This window comes from Spirosoma sp. 48-14 (genome assembly GCF_001898575.1).
Classification (GTDB): Bacteria; Bacteroidota; Bacteroidia; order Cytophagales; family Spirosomataceae; genus Spirosoma.
On record NZ_MKUD01000045.1, the window covers coordinates 11,362 to 31,186 of the forward strand.

15 protein-coding genes and 1 pseudogene are annotated in these 19,825 nt (G+C 46.9%); 5 read left to right on the forward strand and 11 right to left on the reverse strand.

Annotated features, from left to right (window positions below):
• Both BGO59_RS22255 and BGO59_RS22260 read left to right on the forward strand, forming a co-directional pair.
• Positions 1–830: pseudogene (locus BGO59_RS22255) on the forward strand (hypothetical protein); the annotation flags it as partial.
• A gap of 118 nt (positions 831–948) precedes the next feature.
• Positions 949–2,481, forward strand: a complete 1,533-nt coding sequence (locus BGO59_RS22260) for a malate:quinone oxidoreductase (protein WP_293686862.1) — start codon at positions 949–951, stop codon at positions 2,479–2,481.
• A 107-nt stretch (positions 2,482–2,588) separates the two neighbouring features.
• On the opposite strand, the gene BGO59_RS22265 is transcribed toward BGO59_RS22260, so the two are convergent.
• Complete coding sequence (locus BGO59_RS22265; RefSeq protein WP_293686863.1) at positions 2,589–3,344, reverse strand: LytTR family DNA-binding domain-containing protein; 756 nt, start codon at positions 3,342–3,344, stop codon at positions 2,589–2,591.
• Between the two features lie 164 nt (positions 3,345–3,508).
• On the opposite strand from BGO59_RS22265, the gene BGO59_RS22270 reads away from it, so the two are divergent.
• The 3 genes from BGO59_RS22270 to BGO59_RS22280 all read left to right on the forward strand — a co-directional run bounded on the left by BGO59_RS22270 (position 3,509) and on the right by BGO59_RS22280 (position 7,363).
• Positions 3,509–4,132, forward strand: coding sequence for a hypothetical protein (locus tag BGO59_RS22270; protein WP_293686865.1), 624 nt, complete (start codon positions 3,509–3,511; stop codon positions 4,130–4,132).
• Between the two features lie 173 nt (positions 4,133–4,305).
• Entirely contained in the window at positions 4,306–6,000 is a 1,695-nt protein-coding gene (gene ggt, locus BGO59_RS22275) for a gamma-glutamyltransferase (protein ID WP_293686867.1), read from the forward strand.
• A 112-nt stretch (positions 6,001–6,112) separates the two neighbouring features.
• Positions 6,113–7,363: a DUF819 family protein gene (locus BGO59_RS22280; protein ID WP_293686869.1), complete on the forward strand. Its 1,251-nt coding sequence runs from the start codon at positions 6,113–6,115 to the stop codon at positions 7,361–7,363.
• Here the strand turns inward: BGO59_RS22280 and BGO59_RS22285 are convergent.
• The 10 genes from BGO59_RS22285 to fumC all read right to left on the reverse strand — a co-directional run bounded on the left by BGO59_RS22285 (position 7,360) and on the right by fumC (position 19,744).
• Positions 7,360–8,463, reverse strand: a complete 1,104-nt coding sequence (locus BGO59_RS22285) for a hypothetical protein (protein WP_293686871.1) — start codon at positions 8,461–8,463, stop codon at positions 7,360–7,362. The genes BGO59_RS22280 and BGO59_RS22285 overlap by 4 nt on opposite strands.
• An 82-nt stretch (positions 8,464–8,545) precedes the next feature.
• Positions 8,546–10,102, reverse strand: a complete 1,557-nt coding sequence (locus BGO59_RS22290; RefSeq protein WP_293686873.1) for a DHA2 family efflux MFS transporter permease subunit — start codon at positions 10,100–10,102, stop codon at positions 8,546–8,548.
• Between the two features lie 118 nt (positions 10,103–10,220).
• On the reverse strand, positions 10,221–11,330 hold the full coding sequence (locus tag BGO59_RS22295; RefSeq protein WP_293686874.1) for an HlyD family secretion protein: 1,110 nt from the start codon (positions 11,328–11,330) through the stop codon (positions 10,221–10,223).
• Positions 11,331–11,452: 122 nt separating this feature from the next.
• A complete protein-coding gene (locus tag BGO59_RS22300) occupies positions 11,453–12,781 on the reverse strand; it encodes a TolC family protein (RefSeq protein WP_293686875.1) in 1,329 nt (442 codons plus the stop codon).
• Position 12,782: 1 nt separating this feature from the next.
• Positions 12,783–13,214, reverse strand: coding sequence for a MarR family transcriptional regulator (locus BGO59_RS22305; RefSeq protein ID WP_293686877.1), 432 nt, complete (start codon positions 13,212–13,214; stop codon positions 12,783–12,785).
• 287 nt (positions 13,215–13,501) lie between these two features.
• On the reverse strand, positions 13,502–14,176 hold the full coding sequence (locus tag BGO59_RS22310; RefSeq protein ID WP_293686879.1) for a class I SAM-dependent methyltransferase: 675 nt from the start codon (positions 14,174–14,176) through the stop codon (positions 13,502–13,504).
• A gap of 130 nt (positions 14,177–14,306) precedes the next feature.
• Positions 14,307–17,063, reverse strand: a complete 2,757-nt coding sequence (locus BGO59_RS22315; RefSeq protein ID WP_293686881.1) for an ATP-binding protein — start codon at positions 17,061–17,063, stop codon at positions 14,307–14,309.
• The gene (locus tag BGO59_RS22320) at positions 17,060–17,356 is read right to left on the reverse strand and encodes a hypothetical protein (protein WP_293686883.1); all 297 of its coding nucleotides are present in this window, start codon (positions 17,354–17,356) and stop codon (positions 17,060–17,062) included. Before BGO59_RS22320 ends, BGO59_RS22315 begins: the two co-directional genes overlap by 4 nt.
• Before the next feature lie 52 nt (positions 17,357–17,408).
• Positions 17,409–18,233 carry an AAA family ATPase gene (locus BGO59_RS22325; RefSeq protein ID WP_293686885.1) on the reverse strand — a complete coding sequence of 275 codons (825 nt, stop codon included), beginning with the start codon at positions 18,231–18,233 and terminating at the stop codon, positions 17,409–17,411.
• A 110-nt stretch (positions 18,234–18,343) separates the two neighbouring features.
• On the reverse strand, positions 18,344–19,744 hold the full coding sequence (gene fumC, locus BGO59_RS22330; protein ID WP_293686887.1) for a class II fumarate hydratase: 1,401 nt from the start codon (positions 19,742–19,744) through the stop codon (positions 18,344–18,346).
• Between the last annotated feature and the right edge of the window lie 81 nt (positions 19,745–19,825).

Sequence of the window (19,825 nt, forward strand, 5' to 3'; positions counted from 1 at the left end):
ATGGGCCCGCAGCCTTAACGGGTCTCACAACCTGGGATAACCTGTATGACCTGGCTCTGAAACTCAGCTTACCCGCCGAACGGGACCTTCGGAAGCAGGTGACTAGCTACGCGAAAGAGCATGGTATGCATATTCTGGAAGATATAGCTGGAACCAGCCTGCTCGTTCAACTCATCGATACAGCTAAGCTGGACCCCAAAAAATTGCCCACCGAGATCATGCATGAAGCCAAACACATCCGCGAAACGAAGCCGCTGCTGCTGGTCATGGATTACGCGTTTGGTGAACAGGCCTTCGAAACGATGGACGAACTCCTGAAACCGTATGAACATAATGAGCTAACGGACCCGCTTAATGTTGCCTCTATCTCCGTAATCGGAAAAGCGGGAATTCTGACCGGTGGAAAAGGAGATCTGATGATCCCAACATCGCACATTTTCGAAGGCACCGCCGACAACTATCCCCTTGATAATGACTTTAGTAAGGAAGATTTTGAAGGCAACGGGATTCCGGTGTATGAAGGGGCTATGATAACCGTTCTGGGCACTTCGCTCCAGAATAAGGATGTACTCAGTTATTTCCGTAATTCGTCCTGGAACGCCATTGGCCTGGAAATGGAAGGCGCTCATTATCAGAAAGCGATTCAGGCTCAGTCGAAAATACGAGGCAGTGTTCCGGCCACGGTGAAGGTGCGGTATGCTTACTATGCCTCCGATAATCCACTTCTGACCGGTGCTACACTGGCTTCGGGAAGCCTGGGAACCCTGGGCGTTAAACCAACGTACCTGATTACAGTTAAATGCCTGGAAAAGATTTTCAAGGCCATCTAATCAGATTCATTATAATCGACAGATTTAATGGGATTAAATCAGGAAAGATGACCGGCATTGAACAAGCTGTTTCTCAAATTTGTAGCTATAAGGAATACATACCTGCCAATCAATTATCATGGCGAAGCGTAAAAAATCTACCGAGAAAGGTCCCGATGTTATTCTGATCGGTGCTGGAATAATGAGTGCCACGCTGGGCGTGCTCCTGAAAGAGTTAGAACCTGACCTGACCATCGACATTTACGAGCGGCTGGATAGTGCAGCCGCCGAAAGCTCCGATGCCTGGAACAATGCCGGAACGGGTCATTCGGCCTTTTGCGAACTCAACTATACACCCGAAAAGGAAGATGGGTCTATCGACGTAACGAAAGCTATCAAAATTGCCGAATCCTTTGAACAGTCGAAGCAGTTCTGGGCCTATCTGATTCAGAAGGATTTTCTGCACGATGCCCCCAATTTTATTCGCTCCATTCCCCATATGAGTTTTGTGTGGGGGGCTGAAAATGTCGACTATCTGCGCAAACGGTACGATGCGCTCCAGCAGAACTACCTCTTCCACGGCATGCAGTATTCCGAAGAGCCAGGCCAACTGGCCGAATGGATACCGCTGGTGATGGAAGATCGTGACCCGGCCCAACCGGTAGCGGCTACCAAAATGGATATTGGCACCGATGTCAACTTTGGCGCACTTACCCGTGCCATGTTCCGGCGGTTGTACGATATGCCGGGCGTTCGACTCTATTTTGCCCACGATGTGCATGATTTGTGGCGTTCCAAGAGTCTGGGTGGCTGGAAGCTCCGGGTCGAAAACGTAACGACCCGTCAGGAGCGGGAAGTACAAACCGACTTTTTATTCATTGGAGCCGGTGGCGGTTCGCTGCGGCTACTCGAAAAATCAGATATTCCCGAAAGTCGGGGTTTTGGCGGGTTCCCGGTTAGTGGACAATGGCTCAAGTGCGTCAATCGGGAAGTCATTGAACGACACCAGGCCAAGGTGTATGGTAAAGCGTCGGTGGGTGCTCCGCCCATGTCGGTCCCGCACCTCGATACGCGCATGATTGATGGGAAACGAGAATTGCTGTTTGGTCCCTATGCTGGTTTTTCAACGAAATTCCTGAAAAGCGGCTCGTACATGGATTTACCTAAATCCATTCAGTTGAGCAACATGGCGCCCATGCTAATGGCCGGCCTGCACAATATACCATTGACCAAATACCTGATTCAGCAAGTGATGCAATCGCCTGAAGATCGGCTGAATGCGCTGAAGGAATACTACCCGGACGCCAAAATGGAAGACTGGGAGCTAGAAATTGCTGGACAACGGGTTCAGGTCATTAAGAAAGACGAAGAAGAAGGCGGGGTATTGGAGTTTGGCACCGAAGTAGTCAGTGCGGCCGACGGCAGTATTGCCGCTTTGCTGGGTGCATCGCCGGGTGCATCGACTGCCGTATCGATTATGCTCGACTTACTGAAACGCTGTTTCCCTGAACAGCTCCAATCGGAAGCGTGGCAGCAGAAACTGAAAGAGATGATTCCTTCATATGGTCAGGTTCTGGCTCAAAACCCTGAACTTGGCCAGCAACTCCGAAAACATACCAGTGAGGTGTTGGGTCTGGGCATGTTTGAATACACACCTGAAGTGACCCGATAAGCGGATCATTCTGTCTTACAGTAAAATAGCCTGACACTCACCATGTCAGGCTATTTTACTGTAAGACCCTTTTAGCGGAAAATTGATTACGTAACTTTCTTGCCGGCTCAATTCGGCTCTCCTAATTGCTCGCTTACATAGCGCTTATAGACTCGGCCGATGCGTAGTTCTTTCGAACCAATCCAGAAGGCATCGGACTCTCGCTTGCTGACCCAAATCATATGTACAATACTCGACCGACTAATTCGGATAAACTGCCGTTTGGGCAATCGCTCTTCAGCCTCTTTCATCGTTAGCCGGGTCACATACACCTTTCGCCCCGCATTGATTTTCAGGTAATTTTCCAGACTTTCGATGTACTGAATATCGCGATATGGAATAGCCTGCCGAACCCCATCAACCATACACGAAAAGTATCCATACTCATTATCCGGCTCCTCTGACAGGGGAGCCGAGTCAATCGTTTTGTGATTGCTTTGACGCAGAGACCGATACAGCATGAACACTCCCAGACCCGTAATGGTATACACCCAGAAATTGACCAGAAAAGGCAGCGAACGGGTAATGTTGAATTCGGTATGTAACACAAAATTCATGTTAAACGAGCACAGGGCCATCAGCAACAGAAGCCACCCGGTATAAAGCATCTTTTTCCCGCGTAGGAAGAGTCGTTCGAATAAAATCCGATTATGAAAAACGATCCAGCCATAGAGCAATACTAAATACAGGTAGGGCGATACCTTCAGGAAACCCTCCCGGTGATCGATCGCATACCAATCGGAGAGGTAATGAGCGACCAATAATGCCCCTAACCCCAATCCATTCCGAACGATGGCATGATCCAGCAGGTGTGTGCGTTGCATAGGGCAATTTACCTATTAGAACTCGTTCAATCGCCAATTCCGTGACAAACGGCTTTCGTCACAAGCCAGTGCACCTCATCACGTTTATCCGGGGTCGCTTATGTTTACCCAGCAATTTTGAAACGACTTCGGTAAACAAACCTACGAAGCCCATTTTTATGCAAATGCTTCATACACTTAATCTTTTTACACATGTCGGCTTCGGTACACTCGCATTAGGCATCGGTCTGATTACCCTATTCTATCAAAACCAACCAAAACACCATATTCGGTACGGGCGCTACTTTCTGTATTGTTTGAGTATCGTGGTTGGCACGGCAGCCATTGGTATTGTTTTCTTTCGCTCGAATCCTTTCTTGCTGATGCTTACCCTACTGGGCGGTTATGTCGGCTATTCAGGCTACAGAGCGGTTCAACTCCGGGAACGCAAACGCACTCTACCCGATAGTCTGCTTACAATCGGCGTATTGGTGGCGGGTGGTTTATATGCACGATCTATGCAACTGGCAGGCGGCAACTGGTCGCCAACCGTAGTCTATTCAACCTTATCGGCGCTTGGTTTAGTCGGCGGCTACGATCTGCTTAAATACGTCTGGTTGCATGAACGATTAAAAACCTGGTGGCTCTACGAGCACATTTACAAAATGCTGTCGGCCTATAGCGCCATTCTTTCCGCATTTGCCGGTACAGTATTGCCCAATTATAAACCCTACAGCCAGATTCTGCCTTCAGTGCTTTGCGTCAGCGCCATCATTTATTTCATCTGGCAACGAGCACGTAACCGCTGAAGGCTTTCTGACAAGATTATTTTCTGACAGTGATTTACAGAATAAAGCCGAATTTCTATGCCCCAACCTTCCTGTTTTATCCTATAAATCCTGTCAGAAAATAACATATTGGTTATCTTGTGCCACAGTTCAACAGGCTGTGGCACAACTATTTTTAAACGTCATACAACCTCATGAAACACCTCTTCTTTTTTTGTTTCCTACTTCATCTGGTCTCTTCAGTAGTTGCGCAGGATCGGCTTTCAGGTAAGGCTTTTGCGAACCGGTCGGTCGTGATGGCACAGCACGGCATGGCTTGTACCTCACACCCCTTACCAACGCAGGCGGCCATCGATATCCTTCGATCAGGCGGAAATGCGATCGATGCAGCCATTGCGGCCAATGCGATGGAAGGATTGGTTGAACCCCATGTCAACGGCATTGGTGGTGACCTGTTTGCGATCGTTTGGGATGCAAAAACAAAAAAACTGTATGGGCTGAACGCATCAGGACGGTCACCATACTCCCTCACCTTGGCCGAACTAAAAAAACGGGGCCTTACACATATTCCGTCCGATGGTCCCCTACCCATTTCGACACCGGGTTGTGTGGATGGCTGGTTCGAACTGCACAAGCGGTTTGGCAAAACGCCTATGCCGAAGATTTTGTCGCATGCGATTCGGTACGCTCGCGAAGGGTATCCTGTTCACGATGAAGCCGCCTTTTATTGGCCTTCCATGATCGCTCGTTTTAGTAAATACCCCAATGTAAAGGAAACGTATGCTCCGAATGGGGTAGCTCCGAAACGAGGTGAAATCTTCAGGAATCCGGCATTGGCGAACACAATGGAAAAGATTGCGAAAGGTGGTCGGGACGCGTTCTACAAAGGCGAAATTGCCCAGACTATCGATGCCTTCATGAAGCGCGTAGGCGGATTCCTGAGTGCCAAAGATCTGGCTGACCATACCTCCGAATGGGTGGAGCCCGTGTCGACCAATTACCGGGGCTATGATGTGTGGGAGTTACCGCCCAACAGCCAGGGCATTTGCACCTTACAGATGCTGAATATTCTGGAAGGCTACGATTTCTCGAAGATTCCCTGGGGTAGTCCTGAGCATGTGCATTTATTCGTAGAAGCGAAAAAGCTGGCTTTCGAAGACCGAGCTAAATACTATGCTGACCCTGCATTTGCCCAGATACCTGTAAAAGAATTGATCAGTAAAGACTATGCTGCCGAGCGACGTAAACTGATCGACCCAAACCGGGCAGCTAGCCGGGTCGATGCCGGGAACCCTGCGCTGCGACAGGGCGATACCATCTATCTGACCGTGGCCGATGAAGAAGGGAATATGGTATCATTGATTCAGAGCAACTACCGAGGCTTTGGCTCGGGGATGGTAGCCGATGGACTGGGGTTCATGTTTCAGGACCGGGGTGAACTGTACAGCCTGATCGAGGGGCAGAATAATACATTTGCGCCCCACAAACGGCCATTCCAGACAATCATTCCGGCTTTCGTAACCAAAGATGGGCAACCGTTTATGAGCTTCGGGGTGATGGGTGGCAGTTTTCAACCACTCGGACACACCGAAATCCTGATGAATATGATCGATTACGGCATGAACCCACAGGAAGCGGGCGACGCACCCCGCATCGACCATAGCGGCTCCTCAGAACCTACCGGCGAAAAAATGGTCGATTCTGGCCTTATCACGCTCGAATCAGGCTATCCTTATGAAACCATCCGCGATCTGATGCGGAAAGGCCATAAGGTTGGCTACGGGTTGGGTGGTTATGGTGGCTACCAGGCTATTATGTACGATGTCAAAAACAAAGTGTATCACGGCGCAACAGAATCCCGAAAAGACGGACAGGCGGCAGGGTTTTAAAACAATGAATAATGCACAATGGATAATGGATAATGCATTTTAAAGACTAGCTTTTACAACACAATTCATTATCCATTGTACATTATCCGTTGTGCATTATTCATTACCTCCAATGCCCGCACCGCTCATTACCAACGACGCCATTATTCTGGGAATTTTTCTGGTTCTGTTGACCTTTATTTTCCAGACGTCGCAGTCCAGCCATCCGTTCTGGCAACAGCTCTACACATATGTGCCTGCCCTCCTGCTCTGCTACATTTTCCCGGCAGCCATGAACAGTTTGGACATCATCTCGGGCGAGCAGTCAAGTTTATATAAAGTCTCGACCAATTACCTACTTCCTGCGGCTTTGGTGTTGCTTACCTCTACGGCCGATCTGCGAGCAATTGCCCGATTAGGCCAGAAAGCCCTGATCACGTTTCTGTCCGGAACGGTCGGCATTATTGTAGGAGCCCCTATTGCCTTTGCGCTAGTTATGTGGTTGTTACCCGGTTTTCGGGAACAGGCAATTACGCACGAGTACTGGAAAGGGCTGGTCACTATTTCAGGTAGTTGGATCGGTGGCAGCAGCAGCCAGTTAGCGCTTAAAGAGATCTACGGATGCAGCGAAGAACTTTTTGCCATTATCCTCGTCGTCGATGCGGTCGTCTCGACAAGTTGGACGGCCTGTCTGATTTACGGAGCGGCCTACCGCGACAGGATCGATGCGTGGCTTCATGCCGATACGAGTTCCCTTGAAGAAGTAAGGCTGCGGATTCTGGCCTATAAAGAAGAGCCAGACCGCCCTGCTAACCTACTAGACCTGAGCACTATTCTGGCACTTGGCTTTGGCGGAGGAGCCTTCGCGCATGCGATGGCCTATGTATTCTCAACCTCGTTACAACCCTACAAAAATGAACTGGCTACCTATGGGCTAGACCCGTTCACATCCAATTTCCTGTGGGTTGTCATTTTATCGACATCGCTGGGTATTGGACTCTCCTTTACCAGATTGCGTAAACTCGAAAAACTCGGCACCACCGATCTGGCGACGCTGTTCGTCTATTTTCTGATCATGACCATCGGAATGCGGCTCGACCTGTCGAACCTGGGCGGCAATCTGGGGCTATTTCTGGTAGCCGTAATCTGGATGCTGATTCATGTCATTTTCATGCTTATTACGGCACGATTGATTCGAGCCCCCTATTTTTTTGTGGCCGTAGGCAGTCAGGCTAACATTGGTGGGGTTTCAACGGCGCCAGCGGTAGCATCCGTATTTCATCCAGCTCTGGCTCCAGTAGGTGTATTGCTGGCGGTTTTAAGCCACGTACTGGGTACATACGGTGGATTGATTACCGCCTGGCTTATGCGCCTGATTGACTAATATGGATATAGTTTCTGCTCTATTATGGTTTCAATACCTGCTTTAATTAACGTCCGACGTACTAAGCGGCCTTTTGCATCGTAATAGCTCGACTCCTGTGTCCCGTCCTTATTGAAATAAAGTCTATACATAGGCTTACCCGAATGCTTATTCACCATACCTATTGACTGGATATTTCCATCACTCCCAGGTAATATATCATATTTTAAGGAGGTTATATCTGTTCCAAGAATCATCTCATAGTTCGGTATTCCATCCCGATGATAGCTTTTCATATACAGGTGTTGCCCGCCAACTCCATAAATATGAAAGCCCATTAGCTGAGGCCGACTATAAATCTGCCTGACCGAATCCAAGGGAATATTTCGGAGCAAACTTGTCATTCTCAACCTGGCCGAATCAGTTTCTATTTCATACCAATGCCAGCTCGAATCTATTGGAACTCCATTGCTATAGCTATCCTTGCTTTCTAAATTTCCATCGGCATACCACCAGGTAGCGGCCCCGTCTTTTAGTCCATTTTTATAAAACTCGTTCCCCCATAGTACGCCGTTCGAATGCCAGACAAGTCGTTCCCCTTCTAGCTTTCCATTTTTATAAAATTCTGTATAGCCTTTCTGTCCACTTGGGTAATACTCTTCAATTAACCCTTCCTTTACTTGAACAGGTTTCCCTGTTAAATGCCGGATGTGATTCAGCAATTCATCCGTACCGTGATACCGAAAGTCTTTGATTCCCGCATTATCTTTATATCTAGAGGAATAGTCACAGGCGAATACGGTTGCATACCCTTTGAATTCTTTCGTAAAAATGATCCATTCCTGACCCGGTCGAAGTCCGATATCACAAGAGCTCCGATACCCGTCCAATAGAAATTTATCAGGTAGTTGACCTTTAAATGCTTCAATTACATCGACAGTAAACTGAGCCGCCGTGGAACCATCCCAATGGATAGGTTCCAGCGACTGTATTTTAACCAAAGCAACGTAGTTATACGTCTGCAATTTCTCCGCATCTAATGGCTTCAGTCGAGCACAGTAGCAAGCAACTGCCTTTTGGTGGAAGATGAGACTAAAGCAAAGTAGAAGTAACCTTTTCATAGATCAAATATAAAAAAACATCGGACAGTCTAGTGACCATCCGATGTCCAAACAACAAATGAACAAAACATAATTTAATTACTTATTCCATCACCATCTCGGTATGAGCTGAAGCCTGGATTTTCTTACCGATGAAGAGAAGCAGCAACGGTACACAAACCAGGAAAAAAGCCCCAATAATCAGGAAGGAATCGGCATAGGTCATTACCAGTGCCTGTTTCATCACGGTTCCCTGCATCATACCATACGCTTTTCCTGTAGCCGTCATCAACGCATCGCCTTTCGATAGAAACAGGTTTGTAAACTGACGGATCCGCTCAGTTGATAAGGGGTTATACAACGAGATATTGTCCGATAAGCGAGAAGCATGGAACACGGTGCGCGTTGAGATGTAGGTGGTCATGATGGCCGTTCCAAACGTACCACCCAACTGACGAATCATACCCGTCAGAGCTGATCCTTGTGGAATTTCGATGTTCTTCAAATCGGCCAGCGTGATGGTCGTTAGCGGGATAAAGATCATTCCCATGCCAATACCCCGGATAATCAATGGCCAGAAGAAGTAATCTGGACCAGCCTCCAGACTGATGGCCGACAAGTCGAAACAGAAACCGAAAAACAGCAGGAACCCAATTGCCGCATACCAGATAGGCGAGATGTAGTTTTTACTGAGCAATCCGCCCACAACCGGCATCATTAGCCCCGTCATAATCGACCCAGGCATGAGCAATAATCCCGTTTGACTAGCCGTAAAGCCTAAGATCGTCTGACAGAATACCGGAATAATAAAAACTGATGCAAATAGCCCGAAGCCCAGAATAAAATTAAAGAGCGTACCTACTGCAAACCGGCGCTGTCGTAACAAACTCAGGTCCAGAATCGGTAGCTTGACCACCAACTGACGCCAGATAAAGCCGATCAGACCGATACCAGCCGCGATAGACATAACAACGATAAACTCCGAGGTAAACCAATCTTCTTCCTGGCCTTTTTCCAGAACGATCTGCAAACCACCGATACCCATTGTCAGCAGTATAAGCGCCAGCCAGTCCATGTTACCCGCCTGCACTTTTTCGGCCGGTTCCTTGATGTAGGCATATGTCAGGAACGTTGCCAGAATACCGAAAGGAATGTTGATGTAAAACACCCAGTTCCACGACAGGTTATCGGTAATGTAGCCACCCAGCGTAGGGCCAATCGACGGCCCAATAATAACCCCCATTCCGAAAATGGCGTTGGCAATACCGAGTTGTTCTTTCGGAAACGTCTGAATCAGAATAGATTGCGCTGTAGTCAACAAGCCACCACCCCCAATTCCCTGGACAACCCGGAAGAACACAAGCTCCCATACGTTGGTCGATAAACCGCAAAAAATAGACGCGATGGTAAAGAGGACGATGGACGCAGCAAAGTAATTCCGACGGCCTAATTTTGCGGTCAGCCAGCCCGACATGGTAATCATTACGGCACTGGCGGCTGCATATCCCGTTACAACCCAGCTAATATCGCCCAGCGACGCGCCGAGGTTACCCATCATCTGGTTCAGGGTTACGTTCACAATCGACGAGTCGATGGTTTGCAGCAAAGCCGCTGTCGTCACCGTCAAAACGACGACCCATTTATCAAATCCTAAATTCATAACAGTAGAGATAAATGGATAATGAAGAATGTAAAATGAATAATTCCGGCTACGAACTAAGAATGCCTACGCAAGACCATTATGCATTTTACATTATCCATTATCCACTATGAGTCACTTATTTCTGCAGATCGACCGCAACGGTTACGCTCATTCCCGGACGGATTTTGGCGTATAAAGGGCTGTTCTTCTCCAGCTCGATCCGAACCGGAATCCGCTGTACCACTTTCACATAGTTGCCTGTCGCATTGTCGGGAGGAAGAAGCGAGAATTTGGCGCCCGTAGCTCCGGCAAACGAACCCACGTGGCCTACCAGCTTTTCACCACCGAAGGCATCGACATCAATATCGACCGTCTGGCCGGGCTGCATTTGCTTCAACTGTGTTTCTTTGAAATTGGCCGTTACCCACAGATTTGAGTTGCCCACTACCGAGCAAACGGCTTGTCCAGCCTGCACTAACTGACCGATCTGCACCGACCGCTTCGATACCACACCCGAAACCGGGGCTTTAATCACGGTATAAGACAGTTGCAGTTTCGCCATTTCCAAATCGGCCTGACGTTGCTTGATAGCCGCCTGAGCCACCGTGATCTGTCCTTCCGTCGCCCGTCGTTGCGAACTGGTCACCCCTGTTTGCGTACCCGCAGCCGCCACCTGCGACTGAGCTGTTTGTAGCTGAGCCTGAGCCGCCTGCAATTGCGCCTGAGCCGCATCACGTTCGGCCTGAACCGCATCAAATTGTTGTTGGGGAACCGTCTTTTCGGCCAGCAATCGGCTATACCGTTCAAAATCCTGATTGGCTTTACGAGCCCGTGCCTGTGCTGCGGTTACGTTAGCCTGTGCCGTTGCTACCTGATTGCGTGCCGTTTGGACACTGGCTTCCGAACTCTGGATGGTGGCCGATGCAACAGCTACCTGCGAACGCGACACTCCGGCAGCTGCCAGGGAACTTTGCAGCGCGGCTTCGGCCTGCTCTAGCCGGATACGATAATCGGCATCGTCCAGTACAAACAAGGTATCGCCTTCTTTTACAGGCTGGTTATCCTTAAAGCGAATTTCTTTCACATACCCACTCGCTTTCGGAATAACTGGGTTCACATCCCCATCAACCTGAGCATCGTCGGTCGTTTCGTGACGTTGCAGGTAGCGAAACTCGCTGTACCCAAAAAAGAGGGCAATAGCCAGAACGATGACCCCACCTACTCGAAATAACGTTTTCTTATCCATGATTTTAATTTAAATAGTCAATTTTTGAGTCATTTAGTCGTCATTCGGTGGTCATTACTAGTCATTAATTGTATTCGCGACGAATCACAACTAAATGACAATCAATGACCATTGAATGACTGTTAAAGATTTGAGCCCGTCGCTTTCAACAGACGCTGATAAGCCAGTTGCGCGTCGACGGTGGCATTGATGACGTTGAGTTGAGCCTGTAACAGAAAACTATTGGCCTCCAGGAGGTCGGTCGAGCCAACCAATCCATTACGAAAACGTGATTCCGTCAGGCGGTAGTTTTCCTGTGCCTGACCAACAGCGGTACGGATCACATTTTGCTGTTCGAGCGCCAGCTGGTAGTTGTTATACGCCGTAACTACTTCGGAGCGAATCTGATCGGTTTGTTGTTGGCCCTGCAAACTGGCCTGATCGATAGCCGTTTGGGCACTGTGCAGCTTTCCTTTCATGTTGTAGATCGAACCGATGTTGTACGAAATCCCAGCCCCAACATTCCAGGCACTGATAAATGAATTGGCTTCCGGGAAAAGGCGAGCGGTTGGGTTGATGTAGTTGTATCCCAGGGATACACCCAGATGCGGATACATACTGCTTTTTGTATTCCGTAGCAGTTCCTGATTCGACTGTACACGTAGGGCATTGGCCTGTACTTCGGGGCGCGTTTGCACAGCCCGATCCAGAAACGAACCAAGTGATTCGGTCACGGCGGCTGGATTGGCCAGTACCGTATCCACAGCAATCTGCTGATTTTCGGGTAAACCGACTAGCAGGTTGAAATTATACAGGGCAGTCTGACGGGCTTTCTCAACCTGCAAACGACTCAGATTCAGGTTATTTTTCTGAAGCTGAATTTTCAACACTTCGTTTGCCGTTACAACGCCTTCTTTCTGTAAATTCTGCGCATCGCGCTCTTTCTCTTCAAACTGCCGAATATTTTGTTCAATAACGCCAACTGAACGGGCCAGTTTGACAATATTATAGTAGGCATCCGTCACCGTGTATACCAATTCGGCTCGGTTACGCTGCGCATCAAGGTGACTGGCTTTCGCTAATAACTCGGCCGATTTTTCTGCCGACTTTTCGGCAAAACCGCCAAATACTTCTTTACTGATCGTGGCCCCACCCATCGTTGCATTAAAAGCGCCAGCCGGAATACCAAACAGCGCTTTGCCATCGTCGCCCTGTCCGAACGAAAATGGTCCGGTCAGACTATAGCGCGAATACGCAAGTGATGCATTGGCCGTTGGCAGGCTACGATCTTTTGCTTCCTGCAACCGGGCTTCGGCCGCCTGCGTGCGCGAATCAGCCAGTTTTATGCCTTTGTTGTTCTGGAGGGCTAGTTGAACAGCCTGGTTTAGTGGCATGATGGTCGGTGCTGTCTGCGCCACTGACCAGCCTATACTTGCCAGCAGAACTCCAACACCTATGATGTACTTTTTCATATTATCGATTTCTAATTTTTTCCAGAAGTTTATTCATAACAGTTACCTCTTCCTCCGTCAGATGGTTGACGATGGATTCAAAATCGCTGAACTCGACAGCTACCTTTTTGACAAACTGATCCGACTCAGTGGTTAAGCGGAGATTTACCCGCCGACGGTTCGTTGGATCAACTTCTCGAACGACCAGGTTTTTAGCTACCAGTCGATCAATAAGTCGGGTCATATCGGAGTTCATATCGGTCATTTTCTCCTTCAACTCCCCTGCTGACAGGCTGTTTGGGAAGACATCCGAAAGCAGGCGAAGAGCCTTGTACTGCTGCACTGACAAATCGAACGGAGCCAGCTTCTGCTGAAAATGGTTGAAGATGTACCCATCCGTTTTGTGCAGGTTGATGATGAGCCGGTGGTATTCGTTTCGGAACTGATTTTCCATCGTTTTGTAAGAGCGTGACAAATGTATAACCAATATTTGTTTAAACAAATTTCGTTTAAACGTCAATACTTTAACAAATTGCTATCCTGGAATAATAAACTATAAGAAAGGCTTTGATTAATCCAAATGAGTCATTGTATTAGAATAGTACAAAATAATATTTTAAACAATATTCCCATAAATTATAACTTTTCCTATATTTCAATTTGATAGTTTTAATAGAATTTTAATTATCCGATCAACTATTCCAAGCCTATTTCTTACAATGTATTCGTTAAAAGCAGCGATTAATAAGCAAGGACAAATATGAATACAGCATCTTTTCTGCGTCTAGGGTCAACCACCGTTTTGCTGACAAACCGGAATCCGTTATCCGTCAGCAGTTTAATGAGCGTATCATCAGTAAACATTGGTTTCCTACAATCCGTATGCTTTCGGTTCGGTTTTGTAGCAATGGCTTCCCAGACAAACAACTGACCATTTGGTTTCAGATTCTCCCGAATCTGCTGGACCATCTCCGCCTGATAGGTAAACTCATGCAGGCTATTTTCTACAATAATTTTATCGAAGTACTGCTTTGGCAGTTTTGTCTCTTTTTCTTTTCCCCGCACGGGTACGAAGGTTGCTGAGCAGGCATCACGCGCTGCGCTTTTATAGATAGCTTGAATAAGTATGGTCAACCGATCGGGTTCAAACCAATAGGGGTCAAGATCTTGTAAGTAAACGGTCAGGCTATCTACCATTAATGAAAAAGCAACCTCTCGTATCCCCTGCCCCGCGCCAATACTAGCTACTTTCTCGTTGGGGCGGAAATCATAAATAGGACGATAATGCGCCAATAACCAGTCGATGCCCTCTTTTTTGGTATACCATTTATTGATTCCAATCGCCCAGTCTACACGTTGGGCAGTTGCAACATACCCTATTAACCAGCAGAAAAGGCAAAGTAGTAGTTTTTTCACGTATATCATTCAACGATGGCCTATCACTAATAAGCAAACATACACCCTAAAAATATATACAGAATATAGCTCTGTGATTATAAAAAAAGGCCCCATCACTGAGGCCTTTCTGTTTATGGTATAAGATGGCCTACTGAGCCACAGGTGTATTATAGTCCTGCATAAACTTAAATATTTTCAGAGCTACCTCTCTGACCTCAGCCGCCACTTCGGTTTTTAAGTACTCCTCTGAATTTAAGGTCAGCGCTTTAATGGCTTCGTAAAATGGCCGGGAAATTTGATCGTGTCCAGTTTCCCGGAAAATATTCTGTAGTTGTTCTCCGTAACCTAAGCGGATAGCAACGGCAGCAGAGAGGTGAAAAATTTCTCGAGTTGCTTTGTTAGGCTCTTTTTCTAGATTCTGTATAGCAGTGATCCAATAGGCAGATGCTAGGGACCAAGCGTGATTATATTCCTCAAAAGATGCTTTGTGTAACAACCTTCGCTCCTCGCTCAAATGCTCTTTTATTTTATAAAATAATTGATTTCCTCTTAACGACTCGCCCAATTTATCTCTATACAGAATAAGTAATTTTTCCTCAACTTTAATATCGCCTTTACTTAATGAAATAGCCTTCAGATATTTTTCCTCTGATTCTTTCATTTTATTTAACGATAAATATATATCTCCCATGCCTTCCCAAACCCACCCCAGCGTTTGTCCTAATTTTGTTTGTGTTGCTTTTATCATCATACTTTCAGCTTCTAGTGGTCGTCCACATTCCATTAGAAACCTACTATAAGCATAAAATATGTGAGGAGGGGGAGTCTTCGCCTTTGTTTTAGTGAGTGTTTTAAACTGTAATTCGGCATCATGTAATTTACCCTTATGCTGAAGATACCATCCATACCGTATGCGAGGCATATAATCCCAAACATTTTTTGAGGTCATATCTACACTCTCCTTATACAAAGCCTCAGCCTCTGATTCTCTCGAGAGCCTATACGCCAATAAATCAGCTATCTTAGCTAATATTTCTGCATCTTTATTAATACTTAAAGATTTGTTATAAGCCCTTTCAGCTTCGGTATACCTTTTTCTTCTCTCTAAGAAATCACCAAGTTCTCTCCAAGACCAAGCCGATTTATCAATATTAGTAGCATTTGAAAATGCTTCCTCGGCTTCCGCTAACTCTCCTCTTTCCTCCAATATTTCACCTAAATTGATCCAATCAAAATAATCTGTAGGATCAATACTAAGAGCTACTTTATACGACTTTTCGGCTTCTGCTTTTCTATTAGATTCTTCTAGTAACCTAGCTAAGCGACTCCAAGCCTTTGAGTTATTACTATCCAATTCGATTGCATCTCGAAGTAATCTTTCGGTCTCTTCAACACTAGTTTTATCATCATTAAGCCAAGCGTCTAGATAAATTTGATAACTTTTGTTAATGTTGTATTTCTTGATAATTTCCTCACTTACCTCATCCATATTTACTCCTACTAGTTCCTCAAGCTTATCTACATCGCCATCAACTAATTGTAATAGCCGCTGATAGATTTTTTCTTTTAGTTGCTCCCCGGTTTGGTTAGGCAATGCACGCGCTAATGCTAAGCCATAAGCTAATTCATAAACCTCCTCTCGCTCATGTACATTGCGCATAAATGCTTTTGCGTGTTTTACTAGTTCAGGACGAGTAAACCAGGCTTGGAGGAAGCGCGTAAGCCAAAGTAAATCTCGTCGTTGGCGACGGGTAGCCCGGCGCATCAGGTACCAGATATTGAAGAAGCGCTCGCTGATTTCATAGCTGGCAGCTTTACGCTTCCCTAACTTACTGATCCACCCCGATTTGCCTAAACGATCAAGCTGTATGGATAGCTGATTATTTTCCAGTGACGTTCGTTCACGCAGGGTATCTAACTTGCAGGGGTTCCAGTTCAAGGCAACTGCATCGACTACTACCTGCGCCTGTGGGGCAAGCTCTTCAAAACGCGACTTATATAAAGGAGTCATCTGGTCGATTAGCGCTTCAAGATCCTGAAACACATCGGCCGAAAATCCCTGTGCCACCAACGAGAACAAAATCACAACCGTTCGAACATTACCACCCGTAAGGGCGTGCAACGTTTCAAGACGGGGCATGTTTTCGGCAGTCAATTGCGATAAAAGTGTCGTCTGATTGGTAATTTCTGCCAAATGCCGAAGCATGACCAGCGTCTGCTGGAAATCTAATTTATACAGAAAGTGAACGGCAAAGGCATCGTAAAAAGGGGCATCGTATTGCAAATCCTCGTCAAACGCTTCGGGGCTGGCGCCAATAAAAATAGGTGCCCCTGGCTCCGTTATCAATTTACGTAGTTTTGACTGTTCGACTTCACCTAACCGATCAAAGATCAGGTTTAGGTTATCCAGCAAAAAAACCGGCCGACGTCCTAACGACTTCGTAAGGTTACGCAACGATTCATAGGCTTTCCGACTCAACTCCTGTTCATTACGAATCGTACTTAAAGCGGCAATCTGCTCATCAAGTTGAAAAGCCATTTTTTCATCTCCTTCCGTTTGCAGCGTATCTGCTAAGGCATCTAGGCTATTGAGCCAGAATTTCGATAATCGATCTATATTATATTGCTCTTCGGGAAACGTGAATGGCACAAATTTTTTGCTTAAGGGCGCTTTACGAAGTTCTACGTCCAGTCGCTTTAACAACGTCGTTTTTCCCATTCCCCGCTGACCAATAATCAGATGGTGTTGAGGTATACTCGTTTCCTTTTCTGTTTTAATTGAATCCAGTAGCGTATGAAAAACGTCCTGCCGCATGATGAATAATCGCTCAATTTCATCGTCACGCAACCGTTGTGGCATAAATACACTAATACGCTGTAATTGAAGAGCCTCTGGTTTTTTCATTGCAGGCGTGTGTTGAACCAGTATGTACGCAATAAGGGAGATCGAAATGCATAAACACCACTTTCTGAAAGCAGATAACCATCACGTTCCAGCATTTTGAGTAGTTGTGTTGCTTTGTCTTTTATGAGTTCTGGCGCGACATGCATACTTCCCAGGTGCTGTTCCAGTAACAGCCGTTTGCGTCCCTTTTCTTGCCGAGAAAGTAAGTCAAGCAGGCTTTTAGCCAGTCGAGCGTCTTCAACAGTCAATTGCTCGTCCAGCCGTTCCATCCAGGTTCCTAAGTTTGAATGCACAGCAGCCAGTTTAAAAGCGGGTTCTACATCTTCCACTGTAACCACTCCCCCTTTAAGTCTGTGCGCAGCTTTCAGTTTTGAGAAAAGAACCTGGAGATAATAAGGCAGCGGCCACCCTGCCCGAACAATGCCTACGAACAGCAGGAGCCAATGGAAGGCCATTATCCAGCCCCAACTTTTCTAAAAATTGATCAGCAACTTCAGGCGAAAATGCCCCTAAGGGAAAGCCATACAGATCATTGATTGTCTTTATAACACCCATTCGTTCCGTAAACGAATCCAGACCGATTGATCCGCAAAATACCCATCGTATTTGTATGCCGGGCAATTGCCGAAACGAGCGTAACCAGTGTAGGAATGACTCTGCACGCTGTTTACCATTATCAGATTTAGCAATACGATTTAATAGAATTGGCAATTCATCAATAACAATCAACCCATCATTCATATCGCGTAACAGATCAAGTAGCTGTGTTTTGAGATCGGCCGTTTTAGCCTGATTCCACTTAACAGTCATACTGCCTATATCTTCCGCTTTGACTTCAAGTTCAAGTGACTGTAACAAATCGCCTAACTTCTTGAACGTGGTATCTTTCGCCTTTTTAAACCAGTGAGCCTGCTCCTTTAGCCCTTCATCGAACAAGCGAACAAACCCAATCTCATTTTCCTCTCCCTCTACATTTATAAATAAGGACTTCCAATCAACGCCATGAGCATCTTTAACCAGGCGCCTAACTAATGACGTTTTCCCAACCCGACGGGGGGCTGAGATCAATAGATGGTTACCACTTTGAAGCAAGTCCCATGCTTCAGCTAGTTCTATCTTTCGATCAAAAAAGTCTTCATCCTCAACCGGAGATCCTATTTTATTTGTCATAATTCAATGAATGGGTTACGATGCAATTTATATACAATTTTGTATATATACAAAATTGTATATAAAAAAAGCCCCATCACTGAGGCCTTTCTGGTTAAGTAATAGACGATTTATTTAATCTCGCCAACCATATCTTCTGGTTTTACCCATTCGTTGAACTCGTCTTCGGTCAGGTAGCCGAGTTTCAGCGCGGTTTCTTTCAGCGTAGAGCCGGTTTTATGGGCTGTCTGAGCAATTTCGGCGGCTTTGTAGTAGCCAATTTTGGTATTCAGCGCTGTAACCAGCATCAGCGACGAATCGACGTGCTTTTTGATATTTGCTTCAATTGGTTCGATCCCTTCGGCACATTTGTCGTTGAACGATACACATACATCCCCGATGAGACGGGCCGAGTGCAGGAAGTTGTAGATCATAACCGGCTTGAACACGTTCAGTTCGAAGTGGCCCATAGCCCCACCAAAGTTAATAGCTACGTCGTTGCCCATGACCTGGGCAGCCACCATCGTCATGGCTTCGCACTGGGTTGGGTTCACCTTACCCGGCATGATGGACGAACCTGGCTCATTGTCAGGAATGTGCAACTCGCCGATACCCGCCCGAGGTCCCGACGACAGCATCCGAATGTCGTTACCAATTTTCATCAGGCTGGCCGCAACCGTTTTTAAGGCACCATGCGCTTCTACAATAGCATCGTGAGCAGCCAGGGCTTCAAATTTATTTTCGGCCGTCACAAAGGGTAATCCCGTCAGAGTGGCAATGTGTTTGGCTACATTTTCCGAATAGTTGGGTGGGGTGTTGATCCCTGTACCGACGGCGGTTCCGCCCAGGGCCAGTTCGCTCAGGTGAGCCAGCGAGTTATTGATGGCCCGAAGACCGTGATCAAGTTGCGATACATAGCCCGAAAACTCCTGCCCTACCGTCAATGGCGTGGCATCCATGAAGTGCGTGCGGCCAATTTTGACGATGTTCATAAACTGCTTCGACTTGTCGGCCAGTGTATTACGCAGCTTGGTAATACCAGGAATGGTTACGTCGAGCAGGATTTTATAGGCGGCAATGTGCATGGCCGTCGGGAAGGTATCGTTCGACGACTGCGATTTATTGACATCATCGTTTGGGTGCAGAAACTTCTTCTCATCGGTAAGCTGACCTCCGTGCAGCACGTGGGCACGATAGGCAACCACTTCATTGACATTCATGTTCGACTGCGTACCCGAACCCGTTTGCCAGACCACCAGCGGAAACTGATCGTCCAGCTTACCATCCAGAATTTCGTCGCAAACCTGTCCGATCAGGTCGCTTTTCTCCTGGGGTAGTACACCGGCGTCGAGGTTAGTCAGGGCAGCCGCTTTTTTGAGATACGCAAATGCCCGGATAATCTCTTTGGGCATTTTATTAATGTCCTGAGCAATTTTGAAATTTTCAATCGAGCGCTGGGTCTGGGCGCCCCAATAGACATTGGCCGGTACCTGTACCTGGCCCATCGTGTCTTTTTCGATGCGGTATTCCATGAAAATAGGCTAAAGAGTGAATGAGCGAAAGAGTGCCTGGGATCAGTAGCGTTTTCGCTCTTTAATTACGGCTGCAAAGTT